The 24,535-nt window shown below is 63.1% G+C and carries 25 protein-coding genes; 14 read left to right on the plus strand and 11 right to left on the minus strand.

From position 1 onward, the window contains the following. Positions 1–20 precede the first annotated feature (20 nt). From CKW37_RS29230 to gatC, 6 genes are all read right to left on the minus strand, one after another. Positions 21–401, minus strand: coding sequence for a carboxymuconolactone decarboxylase family protein (locus CKW37_RS29230; RefSeq protein WP_095159585.1), 381 nt, complete (start codon positions 399–401; stop codon positions 21–23). A gap of 10 nt (positions 402–411) precedes the next feature. Then, the gene (locus CKW37_RS29235) at positions 412–1,437 is read right to left on the minus strand and encodes a calcium/sodium antiporter (protein WP_371864348.1); all 1,026 of its coding nucleotides are present in this window, start codon (positions 1,435–1,437) and stop codon (positions 412–414) included. Positions 1,438–1,518: 81 nt separating this feature from the next. Beyond that, entirely contained in the window at positions 1,519–1,890 is a 372-nt protein-coding gene (locus tag CKW37_RS29240) for a septal ring lytic transglycosylase RlpA family protein (protein ID WP_095159587.1), read from the minus strand. 151 nt (positions 1,891–2,041) lie between these two features. Continuing rightward, positions 2,042–3,487 carry an Asp-tRNA(Asn)/Glu-tRNA(Gln) amidotransferase subunit GatB gene (gene gatB / locus CKW37_RS29245; protein WP_095159588.1) on the minus strand — a complete coding sequence of 482 codons (1,446 nt, stop codon included), beginning with the start codon at positions 3,485–3,487 and terminating at the stop codon, positions 2,042–2,044. Between the two features lie 11 nt (positions 3,488–3,498). After that, positions 3,499–4,950 (minus strand): Asp-tRNA(Asn)/Glu-tRNA(Gln) amidotransferase subunit GatA, encoded by a 1,452-nt coding sequence (gene gatA, locus CKW37_RS29250; RefSeq protein WP_095159589.1) that lies wholly within the window; start codon positions 4,948–4,950, stop codon positions 3,499–3,501. A gap of 16 nt (positions 4,951–4,966) precedes the next feature. Next, a complete protein-coding gene (gatC, locus tag CKW37_RS29255) occupies positions 4,967–5,254 on the minus strand; it encodes an Asp-tRNA(Asn)/Glu-tRNA(Gln) amidotransferase subunit GatC (RefSeq protein WP_095159590.1) in 288 nt (95 codons plus the stop codon). 199 nt (positions 5,255–5,453) lie between these two features. Between gatC and mreB the strand changes: the two genes are divergently transcribed. The 8 genes from mreB to tldD all read left to right on the plus strand — a co-directional run bounded on the left by mreB (position 5,454) and on the right by tldD (position 16,604). After that, positions 5,454–6,491, plus strand: coding sequence for a rod shape-determining protein MreB (mreB, locus tag CKW37_RS29260; protein ID WP_008371426.1), 1,038 nt, complete (start codon positions 5,454–5,456; stop codon positions 6,489–6,491). A gap of 165 nt (positions 6,492–6,656) precedes the next feature. Beyond that, a complete protein-coding gene (gene mreC / locus CKW37_RS29265) occupies positions 6,657–7,724 on the plus strand; it encodes a rod shape-determining protein MreC (protein WP_095159591.1) in 1,068 nt (355 codons plus the stop codon). Further along, positions 7,724–8,212 (plus strand): rod shape-determining protein MreD, encoded by a 489-nt coding sequence (gene mreD, locus CKW37_RS29270; RefSeq protein WP_095159592.1) that lies wholly within the window; start codon positions 7,724–7,726, stop codon positions 8,210–8,212. Before mreC ends, mreD begins: the two co-directional genes overlap by 1 nt. A gap of 38 nt (positions 8,213–8,250) precedes the next feature. Continuing rightward, entirely contained in the window at positions 8,251–8,859 is a 609-nt protein-coding gene (locus CKW37_RS29275; protein WP_095159593.1) for a nucleoside triphosphate pyrophosphatase, read from the plus strand. An 83-nt stretch (positions 8,860–8,942) separates the two neighbouring features. Continuing rightward, complete coding sequence (rng, locus tag CKW37_RS29280; protein ID WP_095159594.1) at positions 8,943–10,400, plus strand: ribonuclease G; 1,458 nt, start codon at positions 8,943–8,945, stop codon at positions 10,398–10,400. Between the two features lie 88 nt (positions 10,401–10,488). Then, positions 10,489–14,301 (plus strand): YhdP family protein, encoded by a 3,813-nt coding sequence (locus CKW37_RS29285; protein ID WP_095159595.1) that lies wholly within the window; start codon positions 10,489–10,491, stop codon positions 14,299–14,301. A gap of 9 nt (positions 14,302–14,310) precedes the next feature. Further along, positions 14,311–15,162 (plus strand): carbon-nitrogen hydrolase family protein, encoded by an 852-nt coding sequence (locus tag CKW37_RS29290; protein WP_095159596.1) that lies wholly within the window; start codon positions 14,311–14,313, stop codon positions 15,160–15,162. A gap of 2 nt (positions 15,163–15,164) precedes the next feature. Next, entirely contained in the window at positions 15,165–16,604 is a 1,440-nt protein-coding gene (gene tldD / locus CKW37_RS29295; RefSeq protein WP_095159597.1) for a metalloprotease TldD, read from the plus strand. Between the two features lie 42 nt (positions 16,605–16,646). Here the strand turns inward: tldD and yjgA are convergent, their stop codons facing one another. Then, positions 16,647–17,168 carry a ribosome biogenesis factor YjgA gene (gene yjgA, locus CKW37_RS29300; protein ID WP_095159598.1) on the minus strand — a complete coding sequence of 174 codons (522 nt, stop codon included), beginning with the start codon at positions 17,166–17,168 and terminating at the stop codon, positions 16,647–16,649. A 109-nt stretch (positions 17,169–17,277) separates the two neighbouring features. Between yjgA and pmbA the strand changes: the two genes are divergently transcribed. The 6 genes from pmbA to CKW37_RS29330 all read left to right on the plus strand — a co-directional run bounded on the left by pmbA (position 17,278) and on the right by CKW37_RS29330 (position 22,533). Continuing rightward, positions 17,278–18,624 carry a metalloprotease PmbA gene (gene pmbA / locus CKW37_RS29305; protein WP_095159599.1) on the plus strand — a complete coding sequence of 449 codons (1,347 nt, stop codon included), beginning with the start codon at positions 17,278–17,280 and terminating at the stop codon, positions 18,622–18,624. A gap of 132 nt (positions 18,625–18,756) precedes the next feature. Beyond that, a complete protein-coding gene (locus CKW37_RS29310) occupies positions 18,757–19,158 on the plus strand; it encodes a FagA protein (protein ID WP_095159625.1) in 402 nt (133 codons plus the stop codon). Further along, on the plus strand, positions 19,151–20,527 hold the full coding sequence (locus CKW37_RS29315) for a lyase family protein (RefSeq protein WP_095159600.1): 1,377 nt from the start codon (positions 19,151–19,153) through the stop codon (positions 20,525–20,527). Before CKW37_RS29310 ends, CKW37_RS29315 begins: the two co-directional genes overlap by 8 nt. 27 nt (positions 20,528–20,554) lie before the next feature. Further along, positions 20,555–21,016 carry a tetratricopeptide repeat protein gene (locus CKW37_RS29320; protein WP_095159601.1) on the plus strand — a complete coding sequence of 154 codons (462 nt, stop codon included), beginning with the start codon at positions 20,555–20,557 and terminating at the stop codon, positions 21,014–21,016. Then, a complete protein-coding gene (locus tag CKW37_RS29325) occupies positions 21,017–21,628 on the plus strand; it encodes a superoxide dismutase (protein ID WP_095159602.1) in 612 nt (203 codons plus the stop codon). Positions 21,629–21,639: 11 nt separating this feature from the next. Beyond that, complete coding sequence (locus tag CKW37_RS29330; RefSeq protein ID WP_095159603.1) at positions 21,640–22,533, plus strand: ZIP family metal transporter; 894 nt, start codon at positions 21,640–21,642, stop codon at positions 22,531–22,533. Positions 22,534–22,542: 9 nt separating this feature from the next. Here the strand turns inward: CKW37_RS29330 and CKW37_RS29335 are convergent, their stop codons facing one another. From CKW37_RS29335 to hpf, 4 genes are read right to left on the minus strand one after another with little or no spacing between them, the layout of a single operon-like run. Further along, a complete protein-coding gene (locus CKW37_RS29335) occupies positions 22,543–22,815 on the minus strand; it encodes an HPr family phosphocarrier protein (protein ID WP_095159604.1) in 273 nt (90 codons plus the stop codon). Positions 22,816–22,835: 20 nt separating this feature from the next. Further along, a complete protein-coding gene (rapZ, locus tag CKW37_RS29340; protein WP_095159605.1) occupies positions 22,836–23,690 on the minus strand; it encodes an RNase adapter RapZ in 855 nt (284 codons plus the stop codon). 2 nt (positions 23,691–23,692) lie between these two features. Continuing rightward, positions 23,693–24,157 carry a PTS IIA-like nitrogen regulatory protein PtsN gene (gene ptsN, locus CKW37_RS29345; protein ID WP_095159606.1) on the minus strand — a complete coding sequence of 155 codons (465 nt, stop codon included), beginning with the start codon at positions 24,155–24,157 and terminating at the stop codon, positions 23,693–23,695. 12 nt (positions 24,158–24,169) lie between these two features. After that, a complete protein-coding gene (gene hpf, locus CKW37_RS29350; protein ID WP_095159607.1) occupies positions 24,170–24,478 on the minus strand; it encodes a ribosome hibernation-promoting factor, HPF/YfiA family in 309 nt (102 codons plus the stop codon). Positions 24,479–24,535: the final 57 nt, after the last annotated feature.

The raw sequence follows: 24,535 nt of genomic DNA on the forward strand, positions 1-24,535 counted from the left end.
GGTCTTCGGGAAGTGGTCGATCAGCCTGGCTGTTGCCAGGTGTCGATCACTTCCTGCGCCGCGCGGAACGCGTCGATCGCCGCCGGCACACCCGCATAGACTGCGCAATGCAGCAATGCTTCGCGAATCTCTTCCACCGTACAGCCATTGTTCAGGGCACCACGCACGTGGCCCTTGAGTTCCTGCGGGCACTTGAGCGCAGTGAGGGCGGCCAGGGTGATCAGGCTGCGGGTTTTCAGCGGCAGGCCTTCGCGGCTCCAGACGCTACCCCAGGCGTGTTCGTTGACGAACTCTTGCAGCGGCGCGTTGAACTCGGTGGCGTTGCCCAGTGCGCGGTCAACGAAGACGTCGCCCATGACCTGGCGGCGAACCTGTTCGCCGGTTTTCTTCGTATCGCCCATCTTGTTTTCCTTAGTGTTGGCGGCGCCAGGCGCGCAGGGTGGTGTAGAGCAACACGGCCCCCAGCGCTGGCAGGACATAGAACAACATCAGTTGCTCCAGGCGGTTGGCCAGCGGCATGCCGGTGGTGAAGGCCACCACGTGCAGACCATAGGCCAGATACAGGCAGAGAAACACCAGGCCTTCGGCGCGCGTGACCCGGTACCCGGAATAGAACACCGGCAGGCTCAAGGCGGCGACGCCGAGCATCACGGGCAGGTCGAAGGCCAGGGCATTGGGCGAGATCGACAGCGGTTCCGGGGTCAGCACGGCGGTCAGGCCGAGCACGCCCAGCAGGTTGAACAGGTTGCTGCCGATCACGTTGCCCACGGCGATTTCCCGTTCACCGCGAATGGCGGCGATGAGCGAAGTCGCCAGTTCCGGCAGCGAGGTGCACACGGCAACCACGGTCAGACCGATGATGCGTTCCGACAGGCCAAGGTCCGTGGCGACTTCCACTGCCGCCTCCAGCAGCAGGTGCCCGGCCAGACTGAGCAGACCAAGACCGATGGCCATCAGCAACAGGGTGCCGGCCCAGAAGCCCGCGCCCCGTTGCGGCTGATGCCCCGGCGCGTGGTGGATGCGGGTGTGGTGGCGTGACTGGCGCCACAGGATCGCCAGGTACGCCACAAGCCCGAGCAACAGCAGTGCGCCTTCCCAGTGATCGAGCGCTTCGTTCAGCGCCAGCAGGTACACCAGCAGGCTGGCGCCGATCATCAACGGGATATCCAGGCGCACCAGTTGCCGCGACACGCGCAGCGGAATGATCAGCGCGGCCAGGCCGAGGGTGACGAGAATGTTGAAGATGTTGCTGCCGATCACGCTGCCCACCGCCACATCGGGGGCGCCGGTGTAGGCGGCTTGCAGGCTGACGGTGAGTTGCGGCGCGCTGCTACCGAACGCCACCAGGCTCAGGCCGATGATCAGCGGGCGGACTTGCAGGCTGGCGGCCAGGCGCAGGGCGCCGCGCACCAGCAGCTCGGCGCCAAGCACCAGCAGGATAAGGCCGCTGCACAGTTGCAGCAGGCTGAAGGTGGGTAAAGCGGCCAGGTTGAAAATGGTCGGGCTCCGAAAACAGGATCAGTCGCTGAGGCTTTGTACCCGGACGCGCGCCGTTCCGCTACGGAGCATGTCCAGCTTCTGCGCGGCGGCCTTGGACAGATCGATCAGTCGGCCACGGGTATGCGGGCCGCGGTCATTGATGCGGACCACGACAGAGCGTTCGTTTTTCAGGTTGGTGACCCGCACCCGGGTGCCGAAGGGCAGGCTGCGGTGCGCGGCGGTCAGGCCGTGCTGGTCGAAGGGCTCACCACTGGCAGTGCGTTTGCCGTGATGGCGAGAACCATAATAGGAGGCGGTGCCGGTTTCATCGTAGCCGCGCGGGTCGATGTCGTGGCTGGCACAGCCGGCGAGCAAGGTGAACAGCGCCAAGGCGCTCAGCAGACGCCACATGTATTACGGTGCTCCGTGGTTCTCTGTAGGAGCGAGCTTGCTCGCGAAGGACGCAGCGGTCCCCTAATGGCCCTGACCAGGCAAGCTCGCTCCTACAGGACATTGTGAGTCCAGAGGAGCGAGCCATATCGAGACCAAGGCTCGGTGACGATTACCCTTCGAGCTTGCTCTTGAGCAATTCGTTCACCTGTTGCGGGTTTGCCTTGCCTTTCGAGGCCTTCATGGCCTGACCGACAAAGAAGCCGAACATCTTGCCGCGCTTGGCTTCATCCGCCGCCCGGTACTGCTCGACCTGCTCGGCGTTGGCCGCCAGCACTTCGTCCAGTACCTTCTCGATCGCACCGCTGTCCGTCACTTGCTTCAGACCGCGCGCTTCGATGATCTGGTCGGCATCGCCTTCGCCGTTGGCCATCGCTTCGAACACGGTCTTGGCAATCTTGCCGCTGATGGTGTTGTCGCGAATGCGCTGCAGCATGCCACCCAGTTGCTCGGCGCTGACCGGCGCCTGGTCGATCTCGACACCCAGCTTGTTCAGCAGGCTGCCCAGCTCCACCATGACCCAGTTGGCCGCCAGCTTGGCGTCGCCACCAATGGCCGCAACCTTCTCGAAGTAGTCCGCTTGCTCACGGCTGGAAGCCAGCACGTTGGCATCGTAGGCCGAGAGACCGTACTGGCTCTGGAAGCGCTCGACTTTCTGCGGCGGCAGCTCTGGCAGGGTGGCGCGAATGCCTTCGAGGAAGGCCGACTCGATCACCACCGGCAGCAGGTCCGGATCGGGGAAGTAACGGTAGTCGTTGGCTTCCTCCTTGCTGCGCATGGAGCGGGTTTCGTCCTTGTTCGGGTCGTACAGGCGGGTTTCCTGGATGACCTTGCCGCCGTCTTCGATCAGGTCGATCTGGCGCTGGATTTCGCTGTTGATCGCGCGCTCGATGAAGCGGAACGAGTTGACGTTCTTGATCTCGCAGCGGGTGCCGAACTCGACCTGGCCTTTCGGACGGATCGAGACGTTGCAGTCACAACGCAGCGAGCCTTCGGCCATGTTGCCGTCGCAGATGCCCAGGTAGCGCACCAGCGCGTGGATCGCCTTGACGTAGGCCACGGCTTCCTTGGCGCTGCGCATTTCCGGCTCGGAAACGATCTCCAGCAGCGGGGTGCCGGCACGGTTCAGGTCGATGCCGGTGGAGCCGGCGAAGTCTTCGTGCAGGCTTTTGCCGGCGTCTTCTTCCAGGTGCGCGCGGGTGATGCCGATGCGCTTGACAGTGCCGTCTTCCAGAGCGATGTCCAGGTGGCCCTTGCCGACGATCGGCAACTCCATCTGGCTGATCTGGTAGCCCTTGGGCAGGTCAGGGTAGAAGTAGTTCTTGCGCGCGAACACGTTGTGCTGGCCAATCTCGGCGTCGATGGCGAGGCCGAACATGCAGGCCATGCGCACCGCTTCCTGGTTCAGCACCGGCAGTACGCCGGGCATGCCCAGGTCGATCAGGCTGGCCTGGGTGTTCGGCTCGGAACCGAACGTGGTGGCGCTGCCGGAGAAAATCTTCGACTGGGTGGCGAGCTGGGTGTGAATCTCCAGCCCGATAACAACTTCCCATTGCATGTGTCTGTCCCTCAGAAGCCGTTAGGTGCGCGAGTGTGCCAGTCAGTCACTTGCTGATAGCGGTGCGCGACGTTGAGCAGGCGGCCTTCCTGGAAGTACGGCGCCAGGAGTTGCACGCCCACCGGCAGGCCGTCGACGAAACCGGCCGGCATCGACAGGCCCGGCAGGCCGGCCAGGTTGGCGGTGATGGTGTAGACGTCTTCCAGGTACGCGGCGACCGGATCGGCGTTCTTGGCGCCGATCTTCCAGGCCAGGTTCGGCGTGGTCGGGCCGAGGATCACGTCGACGCCTTCGAAGGCGGCCATGAAGTCGTTCTTGATCAGGCGACGGATCTTCTGGGCCTTCAGGTAGTAGGCATCGTAGTAGCCGGCCGACAGGGCGTAGGTGCCGACCATGATCCGGCGCTGCACTTCGCTGCCGAAGCCTTCGCCACGGGAACGCTTGTACAGGTCGGTGAGGTCTTTCGGGTTCTCGCAGCGGTAGCCGAAACGCACGCCGTCGAAGCGCGACAGGTTCGAGGACGCCTCGGCCGGGGCGATCACGTAGTACGCCGGGATGGCGTGCTGCATATTCGGCAGGCTGATTTCCTTGACCACCGCGCCGAGCTTCTCCAGCTCCTTGACGCTGGCCTGGACCAGTTCGGCGATGCGTGGGTCGAGGCCGGCGCCGAAGTATTCCTTCGGCAGGCCGATGCGCAGGCCCTGCAGCGAGGCGTTCAGGCTGGCGCTGTAGTCCGGGACCGGCTCATCGATGCTGGTGGAGTCTTTCGGATCGAAACCCGCCATGCCTTGCAGCAGCAGGGCGCAGTCTTCGGCGGTGCGGGCCAGCGGGCCGCCTTGGTCGAGGCTCGACGCGTAGGCGATCATGCCCCAGCGCGAGACGCGGCCGTAGGTCGGCTTGAGGCCGGTCAGGCTGGTCAGGGCCGCGGGCTGACGGATCGAACCGCCGGTGTCGGTGGCGGTGGCGGCCGGCAGCAGGCGGGCAGCCACGGCCGCGGCCGAACCACCGGAGGAACCGCCAGGCACGTGTTCCAGGCTCCACGGGTTCTTCACCGCGCCGTAGTGGCTGGATTCGTTGGCCGAACCCATGGCGAACTCGTCCATGTTGGTCTTGCCCAGGGTCACGGTGCCGGCCTCGGCCAGCTTGCTGACCACGGTGGCGTCGTAGGGGGCCTTGAACGAGTCGAGCATCTTCGAGCCGCAACTGGTGCGGATGCCCTGGGTGCAGAACAGGTCTTTATGGGCGATCGGCGCGCCCAGCAGTGCACCGTTCTCGCCGGCGGCGCGACGGGCGTCGGCGGCACGGGCCTGGCTGATGGCCAGGTCGTCGGTGACACTGATGAAACTGTTGATCTGTGGGTCGAGCTGATGGATGCGGGCCAGCAGCGCGCGGGTCAGCTCTTCGGAGGAAAAGGCTTTGTCGGCGAGTCCGCGAGCGATCTCGGCCAGGGTGAGTTGGTGCATGGCAGGCTCTATTCCCTTACTCGATGACTTTCGGAACCAGGTACAGGCCGCTGTCCGTCGCTGGGGCGATGGCCTGGTAGCTGTCTCGCTGGTTGCTTTCTGTTACAACGTCGGCGCGTAGGCGCTGGCTGGCTTCCAGAGGGTGAGCCAAAGGCTCGATACCGGTGGTGTCGACGGCCTGCATCTGGTCGACCAGTCCCAGAATACTGTTCAGGGCATCGGTAGTGCGTGGCAGATCGGCTTCGTTCAGGCCCAGTCGGGCCAGGTGAGCGATCTTTTCCACGTCGCAGCGTTCAAGCGCCATGGGGATCTCCTGGGGAAAGAAAACGGAATGGGTCCGCAATGAGGAACATGTAGGGGCACACGTGGTCATAAGGCCCGATCGTGTGCTGGCTTGCTCGGAAAAACTGCCAATTTAACATATTGGCGCCTTGCCCAAAATCCCCGCCGTTGTTAGAGTTTGCCGCACTTTTTTACCCACGCGTTGCCAGGGTCCCTTTCCCATGTTCAAGAAACTGCGTGGCATGTTTTCCAGCGATCTTTCCATCGACCTGGGCACTGCCAACACCCTTATTTACGTGCGTGAGCGCGGTATCGTCCTGAATGAGCCCTCGGTTGTGGCCATTCGTACCCACGGCAACCAGAAAAGTGTCGTCGCTGTCGGCACCGAAGCAAAGCGCATGCTGGGTCGTACTCCCGGCAACATTGCTGCCATTCGTCCGATGAAGGACGGCGTGATCGCCGACTTCAGCGTCTGCGAAAAGATGCTGCAGTACTTCATCAACAAGGTTCACGAAAACAGCTTCCTGCAACCCAGCCCTCGCGTGTTGATCTGCGTGCCGTGCAAATCGACCCAGGTCGAGCGTCGCGCCATCCGCGAATCGGCCCTCGGTGCCGGTGCCCGTGAAGTATTCCTGATCGAAGAGCCAATGGCCGCTGCCATCGGTGCCGGCCTGCCGGTCGAAGAAGCCCGTGGCTCGATGGTCGTCGATATCGGCGGTGGTACCACTGAAATCGCACTGATCTCCCTGAACGGTGTGGTTTACGCCGAATCCGTTCGCGTTGGTGGCGACCGCTTCGACGAAGCCATCGTGACTTACGTGCGCCGCAACTACGGCAGCCTGATCGGCGAATCCACCGCCGAGCGTATCAAGCAGGAAATCGGTACCGCCTATCCGGGCGGCGAAGTGCGCGAAGTCGACGTCCGCGGCCGTAACCTGGCCGAAGGCGTACCACGTGCCTTCACCCTGAATTCCAACGAAGTGCTCGAAGCGCTGCAGGAATCCCTGGCGACTATCGTTCAGGCCGTGAAGAGCGCCCTGGAGCAATCGCCTCCGGAACTGGCGTCCGACATCGCCGAGCGTGGCCTGGTGCTGACCGGTGGTGGCGCTCTGCTTCGCGACCTGGACAAGCTGCTGGCCCAGGAAACCGGCCTGCCGGTGATCGTTGCCGAGGACCCGCTGACCTGTGTCGCCCGTGGCGGCGGTCGCGCCCTGGAAATGATGGACAAACACACCATGGACCTGCTCTCCAGCGAGTGATTCGCCGGATTGCAACCCTGTCGACCGGTTTACAGGTAGCGCTTGCAGTGCTACCTGTATTGCCGGCTGGCGTCCGTCTGGACGTCGCTTCCATCCATCCGCAATCCAGGCCGGTGCGTTGCCGTATGAATGACCTCCTGAACCGTCGTCAACGAGGAGCGGCTTATTAAACCGCTTTTCGCCAAAGGCCCGTCGCTGGGCGTACGCCTGCTCGTGCTGGTCGTGCTGTCGATCGCCTTGATGGTGGTCGATGCCCGCTTCCCCGTGCTCAAGCCCGTGCGCAGTCAAATGTCGCTGGTGCTGATGCAGTCCTACACCATCACCGATCTGCCGCAGCGTCTGTGGCAAGGCGTGGCCAGCCAGTTTGGCAGCCGCACCGAACTGATCGCCGAGAACGAAAAACTCAAGACCGAAGCCCTGCTCCTGCAAGGTCGCCTGCAAAAGCTGGCTGCCCTGACCGAGCAGAACGTGCGTCTGCGCGAGTTGCTCAACTCCTCGGCGCTCTTCAATGAAAAGGTCGAGGTCGCCGAACTGATCGGCATGGACCCGAACCCGTTCACCCATCGAATTCTGATCAACAAAGGCGAGCGCGACGGTGTTGTGCTCGGCCAGCCGGTGCTCGACGCCCGCGGCCTCATGGGCCAGGTGGTCGAGTTGATGCCGTACACCTCGCGGGTGCTGCTGCTGACCGACACCACCCACAGCATCCCGGTGCAGGTCAACCGCAACGGCCTGCGCGCGATTGCCAGCGGCACCGGCAACCCGGAACGCCTTGAACTGCGTCATGTCGCCGATACCGCCGACATCAAGGAAGGTGACTTGCTGGTGAGTTCCGGCCTGGGTCAGCGTTTCCCGGCCGGTTATCCGGTGGCGACGGTGAAGGAAGTGATCCACGACTCTGGGCAACCCTTCGCCATTGTTCGCGCGGTGCCGACCGCCGCCCTGAACCGCAGCCGTTACCTGCTGCTGGTGTTCAGCGACAGCCGTACCCCCGAAGAGCGAGCCAACGACGCAGCCCAGGCGCAGGCCCAGGACGCCGCCGGTCACACAGCGACTGACGCGGCACATGCTGCGCCGGCCACCACGCCTGCAACACCTGCCGCACCCGCCACCACGACCCCGGCTGCGCCCCATGCCCCGGCGGCCACACCTGCGGCCGCGCCAACGCCGGCTGCCGCTGCTGCGCCCGCAAGCCATGGCACGCCAACGACCCCCTCCCGGGAGAGACATTGATGGTCAGTACACACAGCAAGAATGGCTGGGTGGTCTGGTTGACCTTCCTGGTTGGCCTGCTGCTCAGCGTGTGGCCGATGCCGCCGTTCATGGATATCTTCCGTCCGCTGTGGCTGGCCCTGCTGCTGGCCTTCTGGACGTTGAACCTGCCCACCAAGGTCGGCATGACCACCGCGTTTTTGCTCGGTCTGGCGGAGGACGTGCTGTACGGCACGCTGCTGGGGCAGAACGCCCTGGTCCTGACCCTGATCACCTTCCTGGTACTCAGCCTGCAACAGCGCTTGCGCATGTTCCCCATGTGGCAGCAGAGCCTGACCATCCTGGTGATCTTCGGCGTCGCCCAGCTAGTGCAATTGTGGCTCAGCGCCCTGACCGGCAATCGTCAGCCCACGCTGGCGCTGGTCTGGCCGGCAGTGACCAGTGCCTTGCTCTGGCCATGGATCAGCTTCGGCCTGCGCGGTCTGCGCAGCCGATTGAGCATCTACTGAAGCATCCTGCTTTTCGACGCTGACAGGGAGACGTCACGATGACCCCGCTGTACCTGGCCTCCGGTTCGCCGCGCCGCCGTGAGCTGCTGACCCAGATCGGCATTCCCTTCACCGTCGTCAGTGCCTCGATTGACGAAACCCCGCTGCCCGATGAGTCGGCAAGCGCTTATGTCGAGCGCCTGGCCCTCGGCAAGGCGGCTGCCGGCCTGGCCCTGCTGACCGCCAGCGGCACCCGCGAGCCTCTGGCCGTACTCGGTGCCGATACCGCGGTGGTTCTCGACGGCAGGATTCTTGGCAAGCCCGTCGACCGCGAAGATGCCCTGGCCATCCTGGCCTCGCTTTCCGGACGTGAACATCAGGTGCTGACTGCCGTCGCGGTGAGCGATGGTCAGCGCAGCGAAAGCCTGTGCGTCACCAGTCGCGTTACCTTCGGGCCGATCAGCGCAGAGCAGGCGCATGCCTACTGGAGCAGCGGCGAGCCGCGGGACAAGGCCGGCGCCTACGCGATCCAGGGCCTCGGCGCGGTATTCGTGCAGAACCTTCAGGGCAGCTACTCGGGTGTGGTCGGGCTTCCAGTCGCCGAAACCGCCGAATTGCTCGCCCGTTTCGGCATTCCCTGCTGGCAGGGCCTGCCGACAGCAGAATGAGGAAGCACTGAGACCGTTTATTGCTCGCCAGTCTCCGTCGGGCAATCCATCATTACCTCAAAGAACTTTGACGAGAGCCTGCCATGAGTGAAGAGATTCTGATCAACATCACACCGATGGAATCACGCGTGGCGGTGGTGGAAAACGGCGTTCTCCAAGAGGTGCATGTCGAGCGCACCCAGCGCCGCGGCATCGTTGGCAATATCTACAAGGGCAAGGTGGTACGGGTGCTGCCGGGCATGCAGGCGGCCTTCGTCGATATCGGTCTGGACCGCGCGGCCTTTATCCATGCCTCGGAAATCTCCCTGCGCGAAGGCACCACAGTCGAAAGCATCAGCGCCCTGGTGCATGAGGGGCAAAGCCTGGTGGTGCAGGTGACCAAGGACCCCATCGGGTCAAAGGGCGCCCGCCTGACTACCCAGTTATCGATTCCTTCCCGCTATCTGGTCTACATGCCGCGCACCAAGCACGTCGGCATTTCCCTGAAGATCGAAGACGAAGCTGAGCGCGACCGCCTGAAGAAGGTGGTCAGCGACTGTGTCGCCCAGGAAAACATCCAGGACTCCGGCGGCTTCATCCTGCGCACTGCGGCGGAAGGCGCCGGGGCAGACGAGATTCTCATGGACATCCGCTACCTGCGGCGCCTGTGGGATCAGATTGGCGCGCAGATCAAGACCGTGGGCGCGCCTACCGAAATCTACGAAGACCTGGGGCTGGCGCTGCGCACCCTGCGCGACCTGGTGAATCCGAAGATCGAGAAGATCCGCATCGATTCCCGGGAAACCTTCCAGAAAACCACGCAGTTCGTCGGCGAATTGATGCCGGAAATCGCTGATCGTCTGGAGCATTACCCTGGGGAGCGGCCGATTTTCGACCTGTACGGCGTCGAAGATGAAATCCAGCGCGCCCTTGAGCGCAAGGTGCCGCTCAAGTCCGGCGGCTATCTGGTGATCGACCCGGCCGAGGCCATGACCACCATCGATGTGAACACCGGCGCCTTCGTCGGCCATCGCAATCTCGAAGAAACCATCTTCAAGACCAACCTCGAAGCTGCCACCGCCATCGCCCGGCAACTGCGCCTGCGCAATATAGGCGGGATCATCATCATCGACTTCATCGACATGGAAGACGAAGAGCATCAGCGCCAGGTGCTACGCACCCTGGAAAAGCAGCTCGAACGCGACCATGCGAAAACCAACATCATCGGCCTCACCGAGCTGGGCCTGGTGCAGATGACCCGCAAACGCACCCGTGAAAGTCTCGAACAGGTGCTGTGCGAGCCGTGCAGCAGTTGCCAGGGCCGCGGCAAGCTCAAGACGCCGGAGACTATCTGTTACGAGATTTTCCGGGAAATTCTTCGCGAGGCGCGGGCCTACCAGGCCGAAGGCTATAGAGTGCTCGCCAACCAAAAGGTGGTGGACCGCCTGCTGGACGAAGAATCGGGGAATGTCGCCGAACTCGAAGCCTTTATTGGGCGAACCATTCGTTTCCAGGTGGAGTCCATGTATTCCCAGGAACAATACGATGTGGTGCTGCTCTGACTCGCTCTGATTTCACGCTGGTTTCTTTTGTGCTGGCAAACCCGGTACGTCGGGCCATAGTTATGGGACGACTCGGGGGGCCACTGGCATGGAGCGTCTGATCCGCGTTCTTGCTGCACTGACCCGCTGGGGCCTGGGTGCCTGTGCGTTGCTGGCGGTGCTGGTTGCACTCTATGTCAGCCTCGGCCGCGAGCTGATTCCGCTGGTTGCCGAATACCGCAGTGAAGCCGAGGGCAAGGCCGAGGCCGCCCTCGGCATGCCCGTGCACATTGGCGCGCTGGAAGGGCGCTGGAGTGGTCTGGCGCCGATTCTGGTGGTGCATGACGTCCAAGTGGGTGAGGGCAACTCGGCCCTGCGTCTGGATGCAGTGAAGGTGGTGCCCGACCTGTGGTCCAGCCTGACCCGGCGTGAGTTGCGCCTTGCCCGTGTCGAACTCGGCGGCCTGCAACTGAACCTGCATGAAAACGAAGACGGTCGCTGGTCGCTCAAGGGCCTGCCGGTCCAGGACGACGCGCCGCTCGACGTCGAGCAACTGCTGCAGCGCATGCAGATGGTCTCGAAAATCTCGGTGCTCGACAGCCAGGTAACGCTGGAACCCATCGATCACGACCCCATGACCCTGACCTATGTCGGCCTCAGCCTGCAGACCGGCAGTGTGCGCCAACGTCTTGATGCCCGCATGACCTTGCCGGATGGTCAGCCGATGGCGCTGCGTCTGGATAGCCGCGTCCGTCCGGCGAAATGGCGCGAAGGTGAAGTCGATGCCTACCTGAGCCTGCCGCAGAGCGACTGGGCCAAGTGGTTGCCGGCCCGCCTGCTCGGCCAGTGGCAGGCGCCCGAAGTGCGTGCCGGTGGTGAGCTGTGGATCGGCTGGGGCAAAGGGCAGTTGCAGAGCGCAACGCTGCGCCTGAACGCCCCTCAAGTGCGCGCGGCTTACGCAGAACGCAAGCCGGTCACCCTGGAAAACCTGGCACTCAATGCCTGGCTGCGCCGCAGCGAACAAGGCGTGAAGGTGACCGTCGATTCCCTGGCCATGAACCTCGGCAAGACGCGTTGGGAATCCCATCTGCAAATCAACCAGACCGCCGCGGGTGCGGACGGTGAGTTGTGGGAAATCCAGGCCGACCGTCTTGACCTCACTCCACTCACGCCAGTGATTCAGGCCCTCGGCCCGTTGCCGACCGCCGGCATGGCGGTGGTCGACGGGCTGAAAGTGACGGGTGGCCTGCGCAATGTTCGCCTGGAAGTCCGCCCTGAAGCCGAGGGCGATCGCCGCTTCAGCTTCGCCGCAAACCTCGACCGCGTCGGCTTCGACGCCTACCACGGCGCGCCGGCGGCGGGGAATGTCAGCGGCAGCATCAGTGGTGACCTCGGCCACGGCGAACTGCGCCTGGATACCGATAAATTCATGCTGCATCTGGTGCCGATCTTCGCCGACCCCTGGCACTACCTCAAAGCCAATGCCCTGCTGACCTGGAAGCTCGACAAGGAAAGCTTCACCCTGATCGCGCCCTATCTCAAGGTGCTCGGCGAAGAAGGCAAGATTGCTGGCGATTTCCTGATTCGGCTGTTTTTCGAAGAAGCCAGTGAAGACTACATGGACTTGCGGGTCGGTCTGGTCGATGGCGACGGTCGCTACACGCCCAAATACCTGCCGGAAGTCCTCAGCCCGTCGGTGGACCACTGGCTGCGCACGGCGATCCTCAAGGGCGCCGTGGACGAAGGCTATTTCCAGTACCAAGGCTCGTTGAGCCACGGTGCGCCTGACCATTCTCGCAATATCAGCCTGTTCTTCAAGGTGCGCGACGCCACCCTGGACTTCCAGCCCGGCTGGCCGCAGGTCAGCAAGGTGGACGGTGATGTGTTCATCGATGACCACGGTGTGCGGATCAAGGCCAGCGCCGGACAACTGCTCGACACCCGGGTGAGCAATGTCGTGGTCGACATCCCCCATGTGGCGGAGGGTGAACACAGCCACCTGTACCTGGATGGCGATTTCGACGGCGGCCTGGGCGATGGCGTGAAGATTCTCCAGGAGGCGCCTATCGGCACCGGCGCGACGTTCGCCGGCTGGGAAGGCGAGGGTGACCTGAAAGGCTCCGTCAAACTCGACATTCCGCTGACCCACGATGTGGCGCCGAAGGTGGTCGTGGACTTCCGCACCGATAAAGCCCGCCTGAAACTTGCCGAGCCAGCCCTTGAACTGACCCAGCTCAAGGGTGATTTCCGCTTCGACCTGGACGCCGGCTTGAGCGGCAAGAACATCACCGCCAAGGCGTTCGACAAGCCGATCACCGCGCAGATTTTCGCCGAGGGCAAGCCCGGGCAACTGCAGACCCGTATCACCGCCAAGGGGCAGATTGCCCTGAAGTCGCTGACCGACTGGCTGAAGTTCAGCCAGCCTCTGCCGCTTTCCGGTGAGTTGCCCTATCAGTTGCAGGTGTCGCTGGGCAGTCGCGATAACCTGTTGAGCGTCGATTCGAACCTCAAGGGCCTGACCATCGACCTGCCCGCGCCGTTCGGCAAGGCCGCCAACGACACGCGTGACAGCCAGTTCCGCATGACCCTGCAAGGCCCGGAGCAGCGCTTTGATGCGACCTACACCGATCTGGCCAACATGGTCTACGCGGCGCCTGCCGGGAAACTGGACCAGGGGCGCGGCGAGTTGGCGCTGGGGGCCGGTAACAGCCAGTTGCCGACTGCTCAGGGACTGCGGATCAAAGGCACGGTCAGTGAAGTGGATGTCGAGGCCTGGCAAAAGCAACTGGCCAGCCTGGCCGGCGATGATCCGGGCACCAGTGCGCGGCAGTTTCTGCGGGGTGTGGACCTGAGCATCGGCAAGCTCAAGGTCTATAGCTTCGATCTCAACCAGGCCGTGGTGCGCCTGGACCGCAACAGCGACAACTGGGCGCTGCGCCTGGACAGCAAGGAAGTCATCGGCAATGCGCGGGTTCCCGATGCCAAGGCCGCGCCGATCGCCGTCAACCTGCAAACCCTGCACTTGCCTGCCGCCGACCCGGCCGAAGAGACCGCGCCGGATGCCCCGGACCCGCTGGCAACAGTGGACCCGCGCAAGATCCCGGCCCTGGATCTGAGCATCGCCAAGCTGTTCCGGGGTGACGATCTGCTGGGCAGTTGGTCGCTCAAGCTGCGCCCCACCAGCAAAGGCGTGGCAATCAACGATCTCGATCTGAACCTCAAGGGCCTGATGGTCGATGGTTCTGCGGGCTGGGAAGGCGTCCCGGGCGCCAGCAGCAGTTGGTACAAAGGCCGCCTGGAAGGTGCCGACCTGGGCGATGTGCTCAAGGCCTGGGACTTTGCCCCAACGGTCACCAGCCGCGACTTCCATATGGATGTCGACGGGCGCTGGCAAGGTTCGCCGGCCTGGGTCAGCCTCAAGCGGTTCTCCGGCAGCATGGATGCGAGCCTGCGTAACGGCCAGTTCGTCGAAGTCGATGCCAGTGCCCAGGCGCTGCGGGTGTTTGGTTTGCTCAACTTCAACTCGATCGGCCGGCGTTTGCGCCTGGACTTCTCCGACCTGCTCGGCAAGGGGCTGAGCTATGACCGGGTCAAGGGTGTGCTGGTGGCCAGCGAAGGCGTGTACGTCACCCGCAGCCCCATTGCCATGACCGGCCCGTCCAGCAACTTCGAGCTGGAGGGCACGCTGGATATGGTTCGCGACCGCATTGATGCCAACCTCATGGTGACCCTGCCGGTGACCAACAATCTGCCGCTGGCCGCGTTGATCGTCGGGGCGCCGGCCATTGGTGGCGCGCTGTTTCTGGTGGACCGGTTGCTGGGTGACCGGGTCGCGCGTTATGCCAGCGTCCACTATCGGGTCGAAGGTCCGGTGAAAGAGCCTAAAATGACCTTCGTCAAACCCTTTGAAAAATCCAATTAAGGCCCGGACATGACCTTCGCCGTCATTCAGATGATCAGTCAGGACGATATCGCCGCCAACCTGGCCCGCGCTCGCGCTCTGTTGGAACAGGCCGCTGCCGGTGGTGCGCGGCTCGCGGTGCTGCCGGAAAACTTCGCCGCCATGGGCCGCCGCGACAGCGCGGCGATCGGCCGGGCCGAAGCGAGGGGCGAAGGACCGATCCTGCCGTGGTTGAAACAGACCGCCCGCGACCTCAGGTTATGGATTGTGGCGGGCACCTTGCCGCTGCCGCCCGTCGACCAGCCCGAGGCCAAAGCCCATGCCTGCTCCCTGCTGGTGGACGAGCACGGCGAGCTGGTTGCCCGCTACGACAAGCTTCATCTGTTCGATGTGGATGTGGCTGACAACCGTGGCCGCTATCGTGAGTCGGACGACTACGCCCATGGCGCGCACGTGGTGGTGGCAGATACGCCGGTCGGCAAAGTGGGCCTGAGCGTTTGTTACGACCTGCGTTTTCCCGAGCTTTACAGCGCGCTGCGCGAGGCGGGTGCGGAACTGATTACTGCGCCGGCGGCGTTCACCGCGGTGACCGGCGCGGCGCACTGGGAAGTGCTGATCCGGGCGCGAGCGATCGAAACCCAGTGTTATGTGCTGGCCGCCGCCCAGGGAGGCGTCCATCCAGGCCCGCGTGAAACCCACGGACAGGCGGCGATCGTCGATCCTTGGGGGCGAATCCTCGCCGAACAGGCCCGCGGTGAAGCGGTGCTGCTGGCGACACGCGACAGTATTGAACAAGCGTCCATCAGGGCGCGGATGCCGGTGGCCTCGCACCGGCGCTTTTTCTCGCGGGACGCAGTGCGGCCCGCGTACCTCTCGGAGTGACTATGAGCGAGTTGTTAACACGCGTCAGCGAGCAACTGCTGGCCCCCGGCGACCTGACCCTCGACAGCCTGCAATCGGTGCTGGGCGAGTTGGCCGGGCCGGGTATCGACGCCGCCGACCTGTACTTCCAGGGCCAGATTTCGGAGTCCTGGGCGCTGGAAGACGGCATCGTCAAGGAAGGCAGCTTCAACCTCGACCAGGGTGTGGGCGTACGTGCTCAGTCCGGGGAGAAAACCGGTTTTGCCTACAGCAACGCAATCAATCTCGAAGCCCTGACCTCCGCCGCCCGCGCCGCTCGCTCGATTTCCCGCGCCGGGCAGAATGGCACGGTCCAGGCCTTCAAGAGCCAAGACGTCACCGCGCTCTATGCGCCGGACAATCCGCTCGAAGTACTGAGCCGGGCAGAGAAAGTCGAGCTGCTCAAGCGCGTCGACGCCGCCACGCGTGCGCTGGACCCGCGTATTCAACAGGTCAGCGTGAGTATGGCCGGGGTCTGGGAGCGCATCCTGATCGCCGCCGCCGATGGCAGCCTCGCTGCGGACATTCGCCCGTTGGTGCGTTTCAACGTCAGCGTCATCGTCGAACAGAATGGTCGTCGCGAGCGCGGTGGCCACGGTGGTGGCGGTCGCACCGATTACCGCTATTTCACCGACGATCGGGTCATGGGCTTCGCCCGCGAAGCGCTGCGCCAGGCGCTGGTCAATCTGGAAGCCGTCCCGGCGCCAGCAGGCACCTTGCCTGTGGTGCTGGGCTCGGGCTGGTCCGGCGTGCTGCTGCACGAAGCGGTCGGCCATGGCCTGGAAGGCGACTTCAACCGCAAGGGCAGTTCGGCCTATAGCGGCCGGCTGGGCGAGATGGTTGCGTCGAGCCTGTGCACCATCGTCGACGACGGCACCCTGGAAGGGCGCCGCGGTTCGCTGAGCGTCGATGACGAAGGCGTTCCGACCGAATGCACCACGCTGATCGAGAACGGCAAGCTGGTCGGCTACATGCAGGACAAGCTCAACGCCCGTCTGATGGGCATGGCAGTGACCGGCAACGGCCGGCGCGAATCCTACGCCCATCTGCCGATGCCGCGCATGACCAACACCTACATGCGCGCCGGCGAGAGTGACCCGGCGGAGATCATCGCTTCGGTCAAGCGCGGCCTGTACTGCGCCAACCTCGGCGGTGGCCAGGTGGATATCACCAGTGGCAAGTTCGTGTTCTCCACCAGCGAGGCCTACCTGATCGAAGACGGCAAGATCACCACGCCGGTCAAGGGCGCGACGCTGATCGGCAACGGGCCGGAAGCGATGAGCCGGGTGTCGATGGTCGGCACCGACCTGTCGTTGGACAGTGGCGTAGGAACGTGTGGGAAAGATGGTCAGTCGGTGCCGGTTGGCGTGGGCCAGCCGACCCTGAAGATCGATGCGATCACCGTGGGTGGCACGGGGGCATAAAGATGAAACCGGGCGGGCAGGGCGCCTGCCCGGTGGCGGAACTCAGCGCAGGCCGCGCTGAACTTCGTCGAGTTCGCGAATGTACTTGAAGATCTTGCGCGAGGCGGATGGCGCCTTGTTCGTCTTCTGCTCGTGCTGGGCCTGGCGGATGAACGAACGCAGTTGCTGGCGATCGGCTTCCGGGAACTCCTGGACGAATTTTTCCAGGACCTCGTCGGTGCCCTCGATCAGCCGGTCACGCCAGCGCTCGAGGTTGTGGAAGCGCTCGTTGTACTGGCGGGTGGAGGCGTCGAGCTGCTCAAGCAGTGCGTTGATGGCATCGATGTCCTGGTCACGCATCAGCTTGCCGATGAACGACCGGTGGCGCCTCTTGGCCTCGTTTGCCGTGTGCTTCTTGTGCTCTTCGAGAGCCCTGCGCAATTCATCGGTCAGAGGCAGTTTGGCCAGGGTGTCGGGCTTGAGCGTGGTGAGGCGCTCGCCCATATCGACCAGCGCCTGCATCTCGCGCTTGATCTGGGTTTTGCTTTTTTCGCCTTCGTCGAAGGCATCGTAAGAATCAACCATGGGGGGCAGTCCGCTGAGAAACGCCGCCATGATAACCAGTCGGGGGCCGCTTGTCCGGCCCGGTCGCTCGATGACCCTCGCCGAACGCCGTATTTGAGTGGAGAAAACCATGAGTGCAGTCCAGAGCGTAGGTCCGCAAGCCCTGCCGGCCTTGCAGGAGCAGGTCGAGCAGATCATCGCCGAAGCGAAGCGCCAGGGCGCCAGTGCCTGTGAGGTGGCGGTATCGCTGGAGCAGGGGCTATCGACCTCGGTACGTCAGCGTGAAGTGGAAACGGTGGAATTCAACCGTGACCAGGGTTTCGGCATCACCCTCTACGTCGGCCAGCGCAAAGGCTCGGCCAGCACCTCGGCCAGCGGCAGCGAGGCGATTCGCGAGACGGTCGCCGCAGCCTTGGCCATCGCCAAACACACTTCTGAAGATGATTGCTCTGGGCTGGCCGATCCGGCGCTGATGGCCCGCGATCTCCAGGACTTCGACCTCTATCACGCCTGGGATATCACCCCCGAGCAGGCCATCGAAAAGGCGCTGGCCTGCGAGGCCGCCGCCTTCGACGCCGATGCGCGAATCAAGAACGCTGATGGCACCACCCTCAATACCCATCAGGGTTGCCGGGTCTACGGCAACAGCCACGGTTTCATCGGCGGTTACGCCTCGACCCGCCACAGCCTGAGTTGCGTGATGATCGCCGAAGGCGACGGGCAGATGCAGCGTGACTACTGGTACGACGTCAATCGCCAGGGCGAATTGCTCGCCGATCCACGCAGCATCGGTCAGCGTGCGGCCCAGCGCGCGGCCAGCCGCCTGGGTGCGCGACCGGTACCGACTTGCGAGGTGCCGGTGCTGTTCTCCGCAGAACTGGCCGGTGGTCTGTTCGGCAGCTTCCTCTCGGCGATTTCTGGCGGCAACCTTTACCGCAAGTCATCGTTCCTCGAAGGTACCCTCGGCCAGCAGTTGTTCCCGAGCTGGTTGACCCTCGACGAGCGTCCGCACCTGCCTCGCGCACTGGGCAGCGCCGCGTTCGACGGTGACGGTCTGGCGACCTACGCCAAGCCGTTCGTCGAAAATGGCCAGTTGGTGTCCTACGTGCTCGGCACCTACTCAGGTCGCAAACTGGGCCTGCCCAGCACCGCCAACGCGGGCGGCGTGCACAACCTGTTCGTCACCCACGGCGTCGAGGACCAGGCCGCCCTGATCCGCCGCATGGGTCGCGGGTTGCTGGTAACCGAGTTGATGGGGCATGGCCTGAACATGGTGACCGGTGATTATTCCCGTGGTGCAGCGGGTTACTGGGTGGAAAACGGCGAGATTCAGTTCGCCGTTCAAGAAGTGACGATCGCCGGCAATATGAAAGACATGTTCCAGCAGATTGTCGCCATCGGCAGTGATCTTGAAACCCGTAGCAACATCCACACCGGCTCGATTCTGATCGAGCGCATGACCGTCGCGGGAAGCTGATTTTACTCACACGCTCTGTTCACCAACGGTGATTCTGAAAGCCCGGCCTCTGCGCCGGGTTTTTTGTTTCTGCAGAAACGCGCTTGAACTGATTCTATTTATCAATTAATAATGAATATCATTACGATGGTGATGATATTCATGAAATCCGTCCTCCACGAATTGCCCTACCTCGAAAACTGGCGCTGGCTGAGCCGGCGTATCCGCTGTGCGCTCGAGCCCGACGAGCCGCGCGTGATCGAACACTATCTGGCTGAAGGTCGCTATCTGGTCTGTTGTACCGATACCTCGGCCTGGACCGTGGCCCTCACTTCTTTCCGTCTTCTGCTCGATACCGCCTGCGACCGCATGTTGCCGTGGCATTGGCGCTGCCTGTGTCTCGACCAGGCCTGGCGACCGTTGCTGCAACTGCGCAAGCTCGATGGCGGCGAGCACGGCCAGCGTTGGCAGCCGCTGGCCCTGCAACTGGCGAATTGCACGCTGTTGCCTTCGATTTCTTCCGCTGAACTGATGCAAGGACTTGATGATGAGTAATACCCGTATCGAGCGTGACAGCATGGGTGAACTGCAGGTGCCGGCCGAGGCCCTGTACGGCGCCCAGACCCAGCGCGCGGTCAACAACTTCCCGATCAGCCAGCAACGCATGCCGGCGCAGTTCATTCGCGCACTGCTGCTGGCCAAGGCCGCGGCAGCCAAGGCCAACATCCAGCTCGAGCAAGTGAGCCGGGAGCAGGGCGAGGCGATCGTCGCGGCGGTCGAGCAACTGCTCGCCGGCGACTTCATGCAGCACTTCCCGGTGGATGTGTTCCAGACCGGTTCCGGCACCAGCTCCAACATGAACGCCAACGAAGTGATCGCGACCATCGCCAGCCGCGTGCTGGGCGACACGGTCAACCCGAACGATCACGTCAACTGCGGCCAGAGCAGCAACGACATCATCCCGACCACCATCCACGTCAGTGCCGCGCTGGCGTTGCACGAGCAACTGCTGCCGGCGCTGAACCATTTGGTCAAGGTAATCGAGGCCAAGGCCGAGCAGGTTCATCCGTTCGTCAAGACCGGCCGTACTCACCTGATGGACGCCATGCCGGTGCGCATGAGCCAGGTGCTCGGCGGCTGGGCGCAGCAGATCAAGGCCAGCATCGACCATCTGCAGGATGTTTTGCCGAGCCTGCAGGCCCTGGCGCAAGGCGGTACGGCTGTCGGCACCGGGATCAACGCGCACCCCGAGTTCTCCGGCCTGTTCGCCAAGCAACTGAGCGGCTTGACCCAGGTCGAGTTCGTGCCAGGTGAAAACCTGTTCGCCCTGATCGGCTCCCAGGACACCGCGGTGGCGGCGTCCGGTCAGCTCAAGGTCACTGCCGTGGCGCTGATGAAGATCGCCAACGACCTGCGCTGGATGAACTCCGGTCCGCTGGCCGGCCTCGGCGAGATCGAGCTGGAAGGTCTGCAGCCGGGCTCTTCGATCATGCCGGGCAAGGTCAATCCGGTGATTCCGGAAGCCACGGCGATGGTCGCCGCCCAGGTCATCGGCAACGACGCCACCATCGCTGTTGCCGGTCAGTCCGGCAACTTCGAGCTGAACGTGATGCTGCCGGTCATTGCCCTGAACCTGCTCAGCAGCATCGAGCTGATGGCCAATGCCAGCCGCCTGCTGGCTGACAAGGCGATCGCCACCTTCAAGGTCAACGAGCCCAAGCTCAAGGAAGCGCTGTCGCGCAACCCGATCCTGGTCACCGCGCTGAACCCGATCATCGGCTACCAGAAGGCCGCCGAAATCGCCAAGACCGCTTACAAACAAGGGCGTCCGGTCATTGACGTCGCGCTGGAACATACCGAGCTGTCGCGTACCCAGCTGGAAGTCCTGCTGGATCCGGAAAAGCTCACCGCCGGCGGCATCTGACGCCGTTCACTGCTTTGGAGGTTTGCCATGCAGCATTGGAAACGCACCACGGAAATCGCCAACCGCCTGTTCAATCAGGGCGATCTGGTCGATGCCCGCGAGCTGTACTTGCAGGCCCTGGCCCTGGCCCAGGTGCTCTTCGAACGCTGGCATGACGCCGACGAAGCAGTGGCCGCCTGTGTGATCTCGCATCACAACCTGGCAGACCTTCATCTGCGTCTGAAACAGCCGCAGGAAAGCGCCGAGTATCTCTGTGCGATCCATCAGCGGCTGCTGGGCGCCAGCCAGGACATGCGCCTGTCGCAGAGCCTGCGCGAAGCTGCCCTGCGCCAGAGCGGAAAGACCTACACCGAACTGCTGAGTTTCATCAGCGAATACGGCCAGTATCCGCGCACCGAGCGCCTGCTTTATCGGCAGGAACCGCAGCCCGGCGTGCTGGCTGGTCAGGACCCCGTGACCCCACGAGCCTTCCAACAAGGAATTCACTAAATGCCTTACACCTTGCCTGCATTGCCTTACGCCTACGATGCGCTGGAACCGCACATCGACACCCAGACCATGCAGATCCACCACACCAAGCACCATCAGACCTACATCAACAACCTCAACGCCGCGGTTGATGGCACGGAGTGGGCTGAGTGGCCGGTGGAAAAACTGGTGGCTGCGGTCAAGCAACTGCCGCAAAACCTGCAGGCGGCGGTCATCAACCAGGGTGGCGGGCATGCCAACCATTCGCTGTTCTGGACCGTGATGTCGCCGACCGGTGGCGGCGTGCCACAAGACAGCGTGGCCAAGGCCATCGATGAGCAGCTAGGTGGTTTTGATGCCTTCAAGGATGCGTTCACCAAGGCGGCGCTGACCCGCTTCGGCAGCGGCTGGGCGTGGTTGAGCGTGACCCCCGAGAAGAAACTGGTCGTGGAAAGCAGCGGCAACCAGGACAGCCCGCTGATGAACGGCAATACGCCGATCCTCGGCCTGGACGTCTGGGAGCACGCCTACTACCTGCTGTACCAGAACCGTCGTCCGGAATACATCAACGCCTTCTACAACGTGGTCGACTGGGCCGAAGTAGAGCGGCGTTACGTTGCTGCCCTGGCGTGAGTGACAGACGGATGCGTTCGGATGTCTTGTCCATAGGCAGTGTGCGCTTGTTCCGTCTGGCACTGGGTACCTTGCTGCTGTTGGTCGGCACGGCGTTGCTGGTCGTCAAAGGCATTGCCTGGCTCGATCTGGAGCCGCGCATGTTGCGGGCACTGGAAGGCGGAGCGCTGTGTGCATTGGGCACGGCGCTTGGCGCGGTACCGGTGCTGGTGATTCGCAATATGCCCGTGGCGCTGGCCGATACCCTTCTGGGGTTCGGTGCTGGCGTCATGCTGGCTGCCACAGCGTTCTCGCTGATCATTCCGGGGCTCGACGCTGCTCAGGCGGTAGGCTTCGGCAAGTGGGGCGCGGGTGGTCTGATCAGTTTCGGGCTGCTGTTCGGCGCGTTGTGCCTGTACCTCGTTGATCTCAAGGTTTCCGGGGTCTCGCCTGATGCGCTGGTAGCGTCGAGTACTCAGCCGGTGGTGCCTGCGCGGATCTGGGTGTTCGTGATCGCGATCATTGCCCACAACATTCCGGAAGGCATGGCCATCGGCGTTTCTGCTGGCGGCGGCATGCCGGATGCGGACAGCCTGGCGATGGGCATTGCCCTGCAGGACGTGCCGGAAGGCCTGGTGATTGCGTTGGTGCTGGCGGGAGCCGGGATGGCGCGATTCAAGGCGTTCCTGATCGGTGCGGCATCCGGGCTGGTGGAGCCGGCGGCGGCACTGTTGTGCGCCTGGCTGGTGAAAGTGGCTGAACTGCTGCTACCGCTGGGCCTGGCCTTTGCGGCCGGGGCCATGTTGTTGGTAGTGACCCAGGAGATCATTCCCGAGTCACGGGCCAACGGGCATCATCGCCTGGCCAGTCTGGGGTTGTGTATCGGCTTCTGCCTGATGATGGTGATGGATACCGCGCTGTCCTGACAGCGCGGTTTACTCGCCTTCGTCGAACCGGTTGTTGATCAACTCGATCAGCGCGCCTAGCGCCGTTTCGCCATCTTCCCCTTCGGTGAGCAAATGCACCTTGGTGCCTTTGCCCGCCGCCAGCATCATGACCGCCATGATGCTCTTGCCATCGACCAGCTTGTCGGGGGCGCGCCCAATCTTCACGGTTGAGGAATACTTGCCCGCCACGCCAACGAACTTGGCTGCTGCACGGGCATGCAGCCCCAGCTTGTTGATGATCTCGATTTCGGTTGCGGGCATCGCGGGAGGGATCCTGTGGACTAGAGGTCGCGGTGGCGGACCTGAACGTTCTTCAATATGGGTTGCAGCAACTGCCCCAGTCGTTCGGTCAGGTAGACCGAGCGATGGTGGCCGCCAGTGCAGCCAATGGCAATGGTGACATAGGCGCGATTGCTGGCGGCGAAGCGGGGCAGCCATTTGAGCAGGTAGGAGGAGATGTCCTGGAACATTTCCTCCACATCCGGCTGCGCAGCCAGATAGTCGATGACCGGCTGATCCTGCCCGGAGTGCTCGCGCAGTTCGGGTTTCCAATAAGGGTTCGGCAGGCAGCGAACGTCGAACACCACGTCGGCATCGACCGGCATGCCGCGCTTGAAGCCAAAGGACTCGATCAGGAACGCGGTGCCCGGCTCAGGTTGGTTGAGCAGGCGAAGCTTGATCGAGTCACGCAGTTGATAGAGGTTGAGGCTGGTGGTGTCGATCTTCAGGTCGGCGAGATCGGCAATCGGGCTCAGCAACTCGCTTTCGACCCGGATTGCCTCGGCCAGCGAGCGGTCCTGGTTGGTCAGCGGGTGGCGTCGACGGGTCTCCGAAAAACGCTTGAGCAGGGTTTCTTCATCGGCGTCGAGATACAGCACATCGCACTGGATATGGCGCGCACGCGCGTCGTCCAGCAGTTCCGGAAAGCGTGTCAGGTGGCTCGGCAGGTTGCGCGCGTCGATGGACACCGCGACCCGCGGCTGCAGCAATTCGGTATTGATCAGGGCGCTTTCCGCCAACTGCGGGAGCAGGCCGGCGGGGAGGTTGTCGATGCAGTAGAAGCCGTTGTCCTCAAGAACGTCGAGGGCGGTGCTCTTGCCCGAGCCGGATCGGCCGCTGACGATGACGAGGCGCATGCTCAGGGCTCGTTCTGCACGTCCAGGACGACCTGGTACAGGGCGGTACTGCTGTTGGCCGCACGAAGCCGGTCGCGGACATCCTTGCGATCGAGCATGCTGGCAATCTGGCGCAACAGTTCAAGGTGGGCGTCGGTGGCAGCCTCGGGCACCAGCAGAACGAACAGCAGGTCTACCGGGGCGCCATCGATGGCGTCGAAATCTATGGGGGCATCCAGGTGAAGCAATGCGCTGACAGGGCTTGCACAGCCCTTGAGGCGGCAATGGGGAATGGCGATGCCATTGCCAAATCCTGTCGACCCGAGTTTTTCTCGGGCAATCAGGGCTTCATAAACGGTCTGGCCGTCCAGATCAGGAACTTCTTTCCCGATCAGGTTGCCGATCTGTTCAAGTGCGCGCTTTTTACTGCCACCCGGCACGTTCACGAGGGAACGGCCGGGGGTCAGGATGGATTCAAGTCGGATCATGGATGAGGGGGATCAGCGTGCAGCCGTACCTTGCAGCAGGCTTTGCTGTTTTTCCTTGTGTTTTTTCAGTTGACGGTCGAGCTTGTCGGCCAAGGAGTCGATCGCGGCATACATGTCTGCATCTTCGGCGTTTGCTACCACTTCACCACCGGGAATCTGCAGGGTGGCCTCCACTTTCTGCTGGAGTTTCTCGACCTTCATGATCACCTGCACATTGGTGATCTTGTCGAAATGACTTGCTACACGCTTGAGCTTCTGCTCGACATAGTCGCGCAGCGGCGGAGTGACTTCTACATGATGTCCACTGATGTTGACTTGCATACTGCTTCTCCTTTGTTGCCGTGCATAAAGAGGCAGGTGTTGCGCCTGCCACTGAAT

Source organism: Pseudomonas sp. Irchel 3E13 (assembly GCF_900187455.1).
GTDB lineage: Bacteria > Pseudomonadota > Gammaproteobacteria > Pseudomonadales > Pseudomonadaceae > Aquipseudomonas.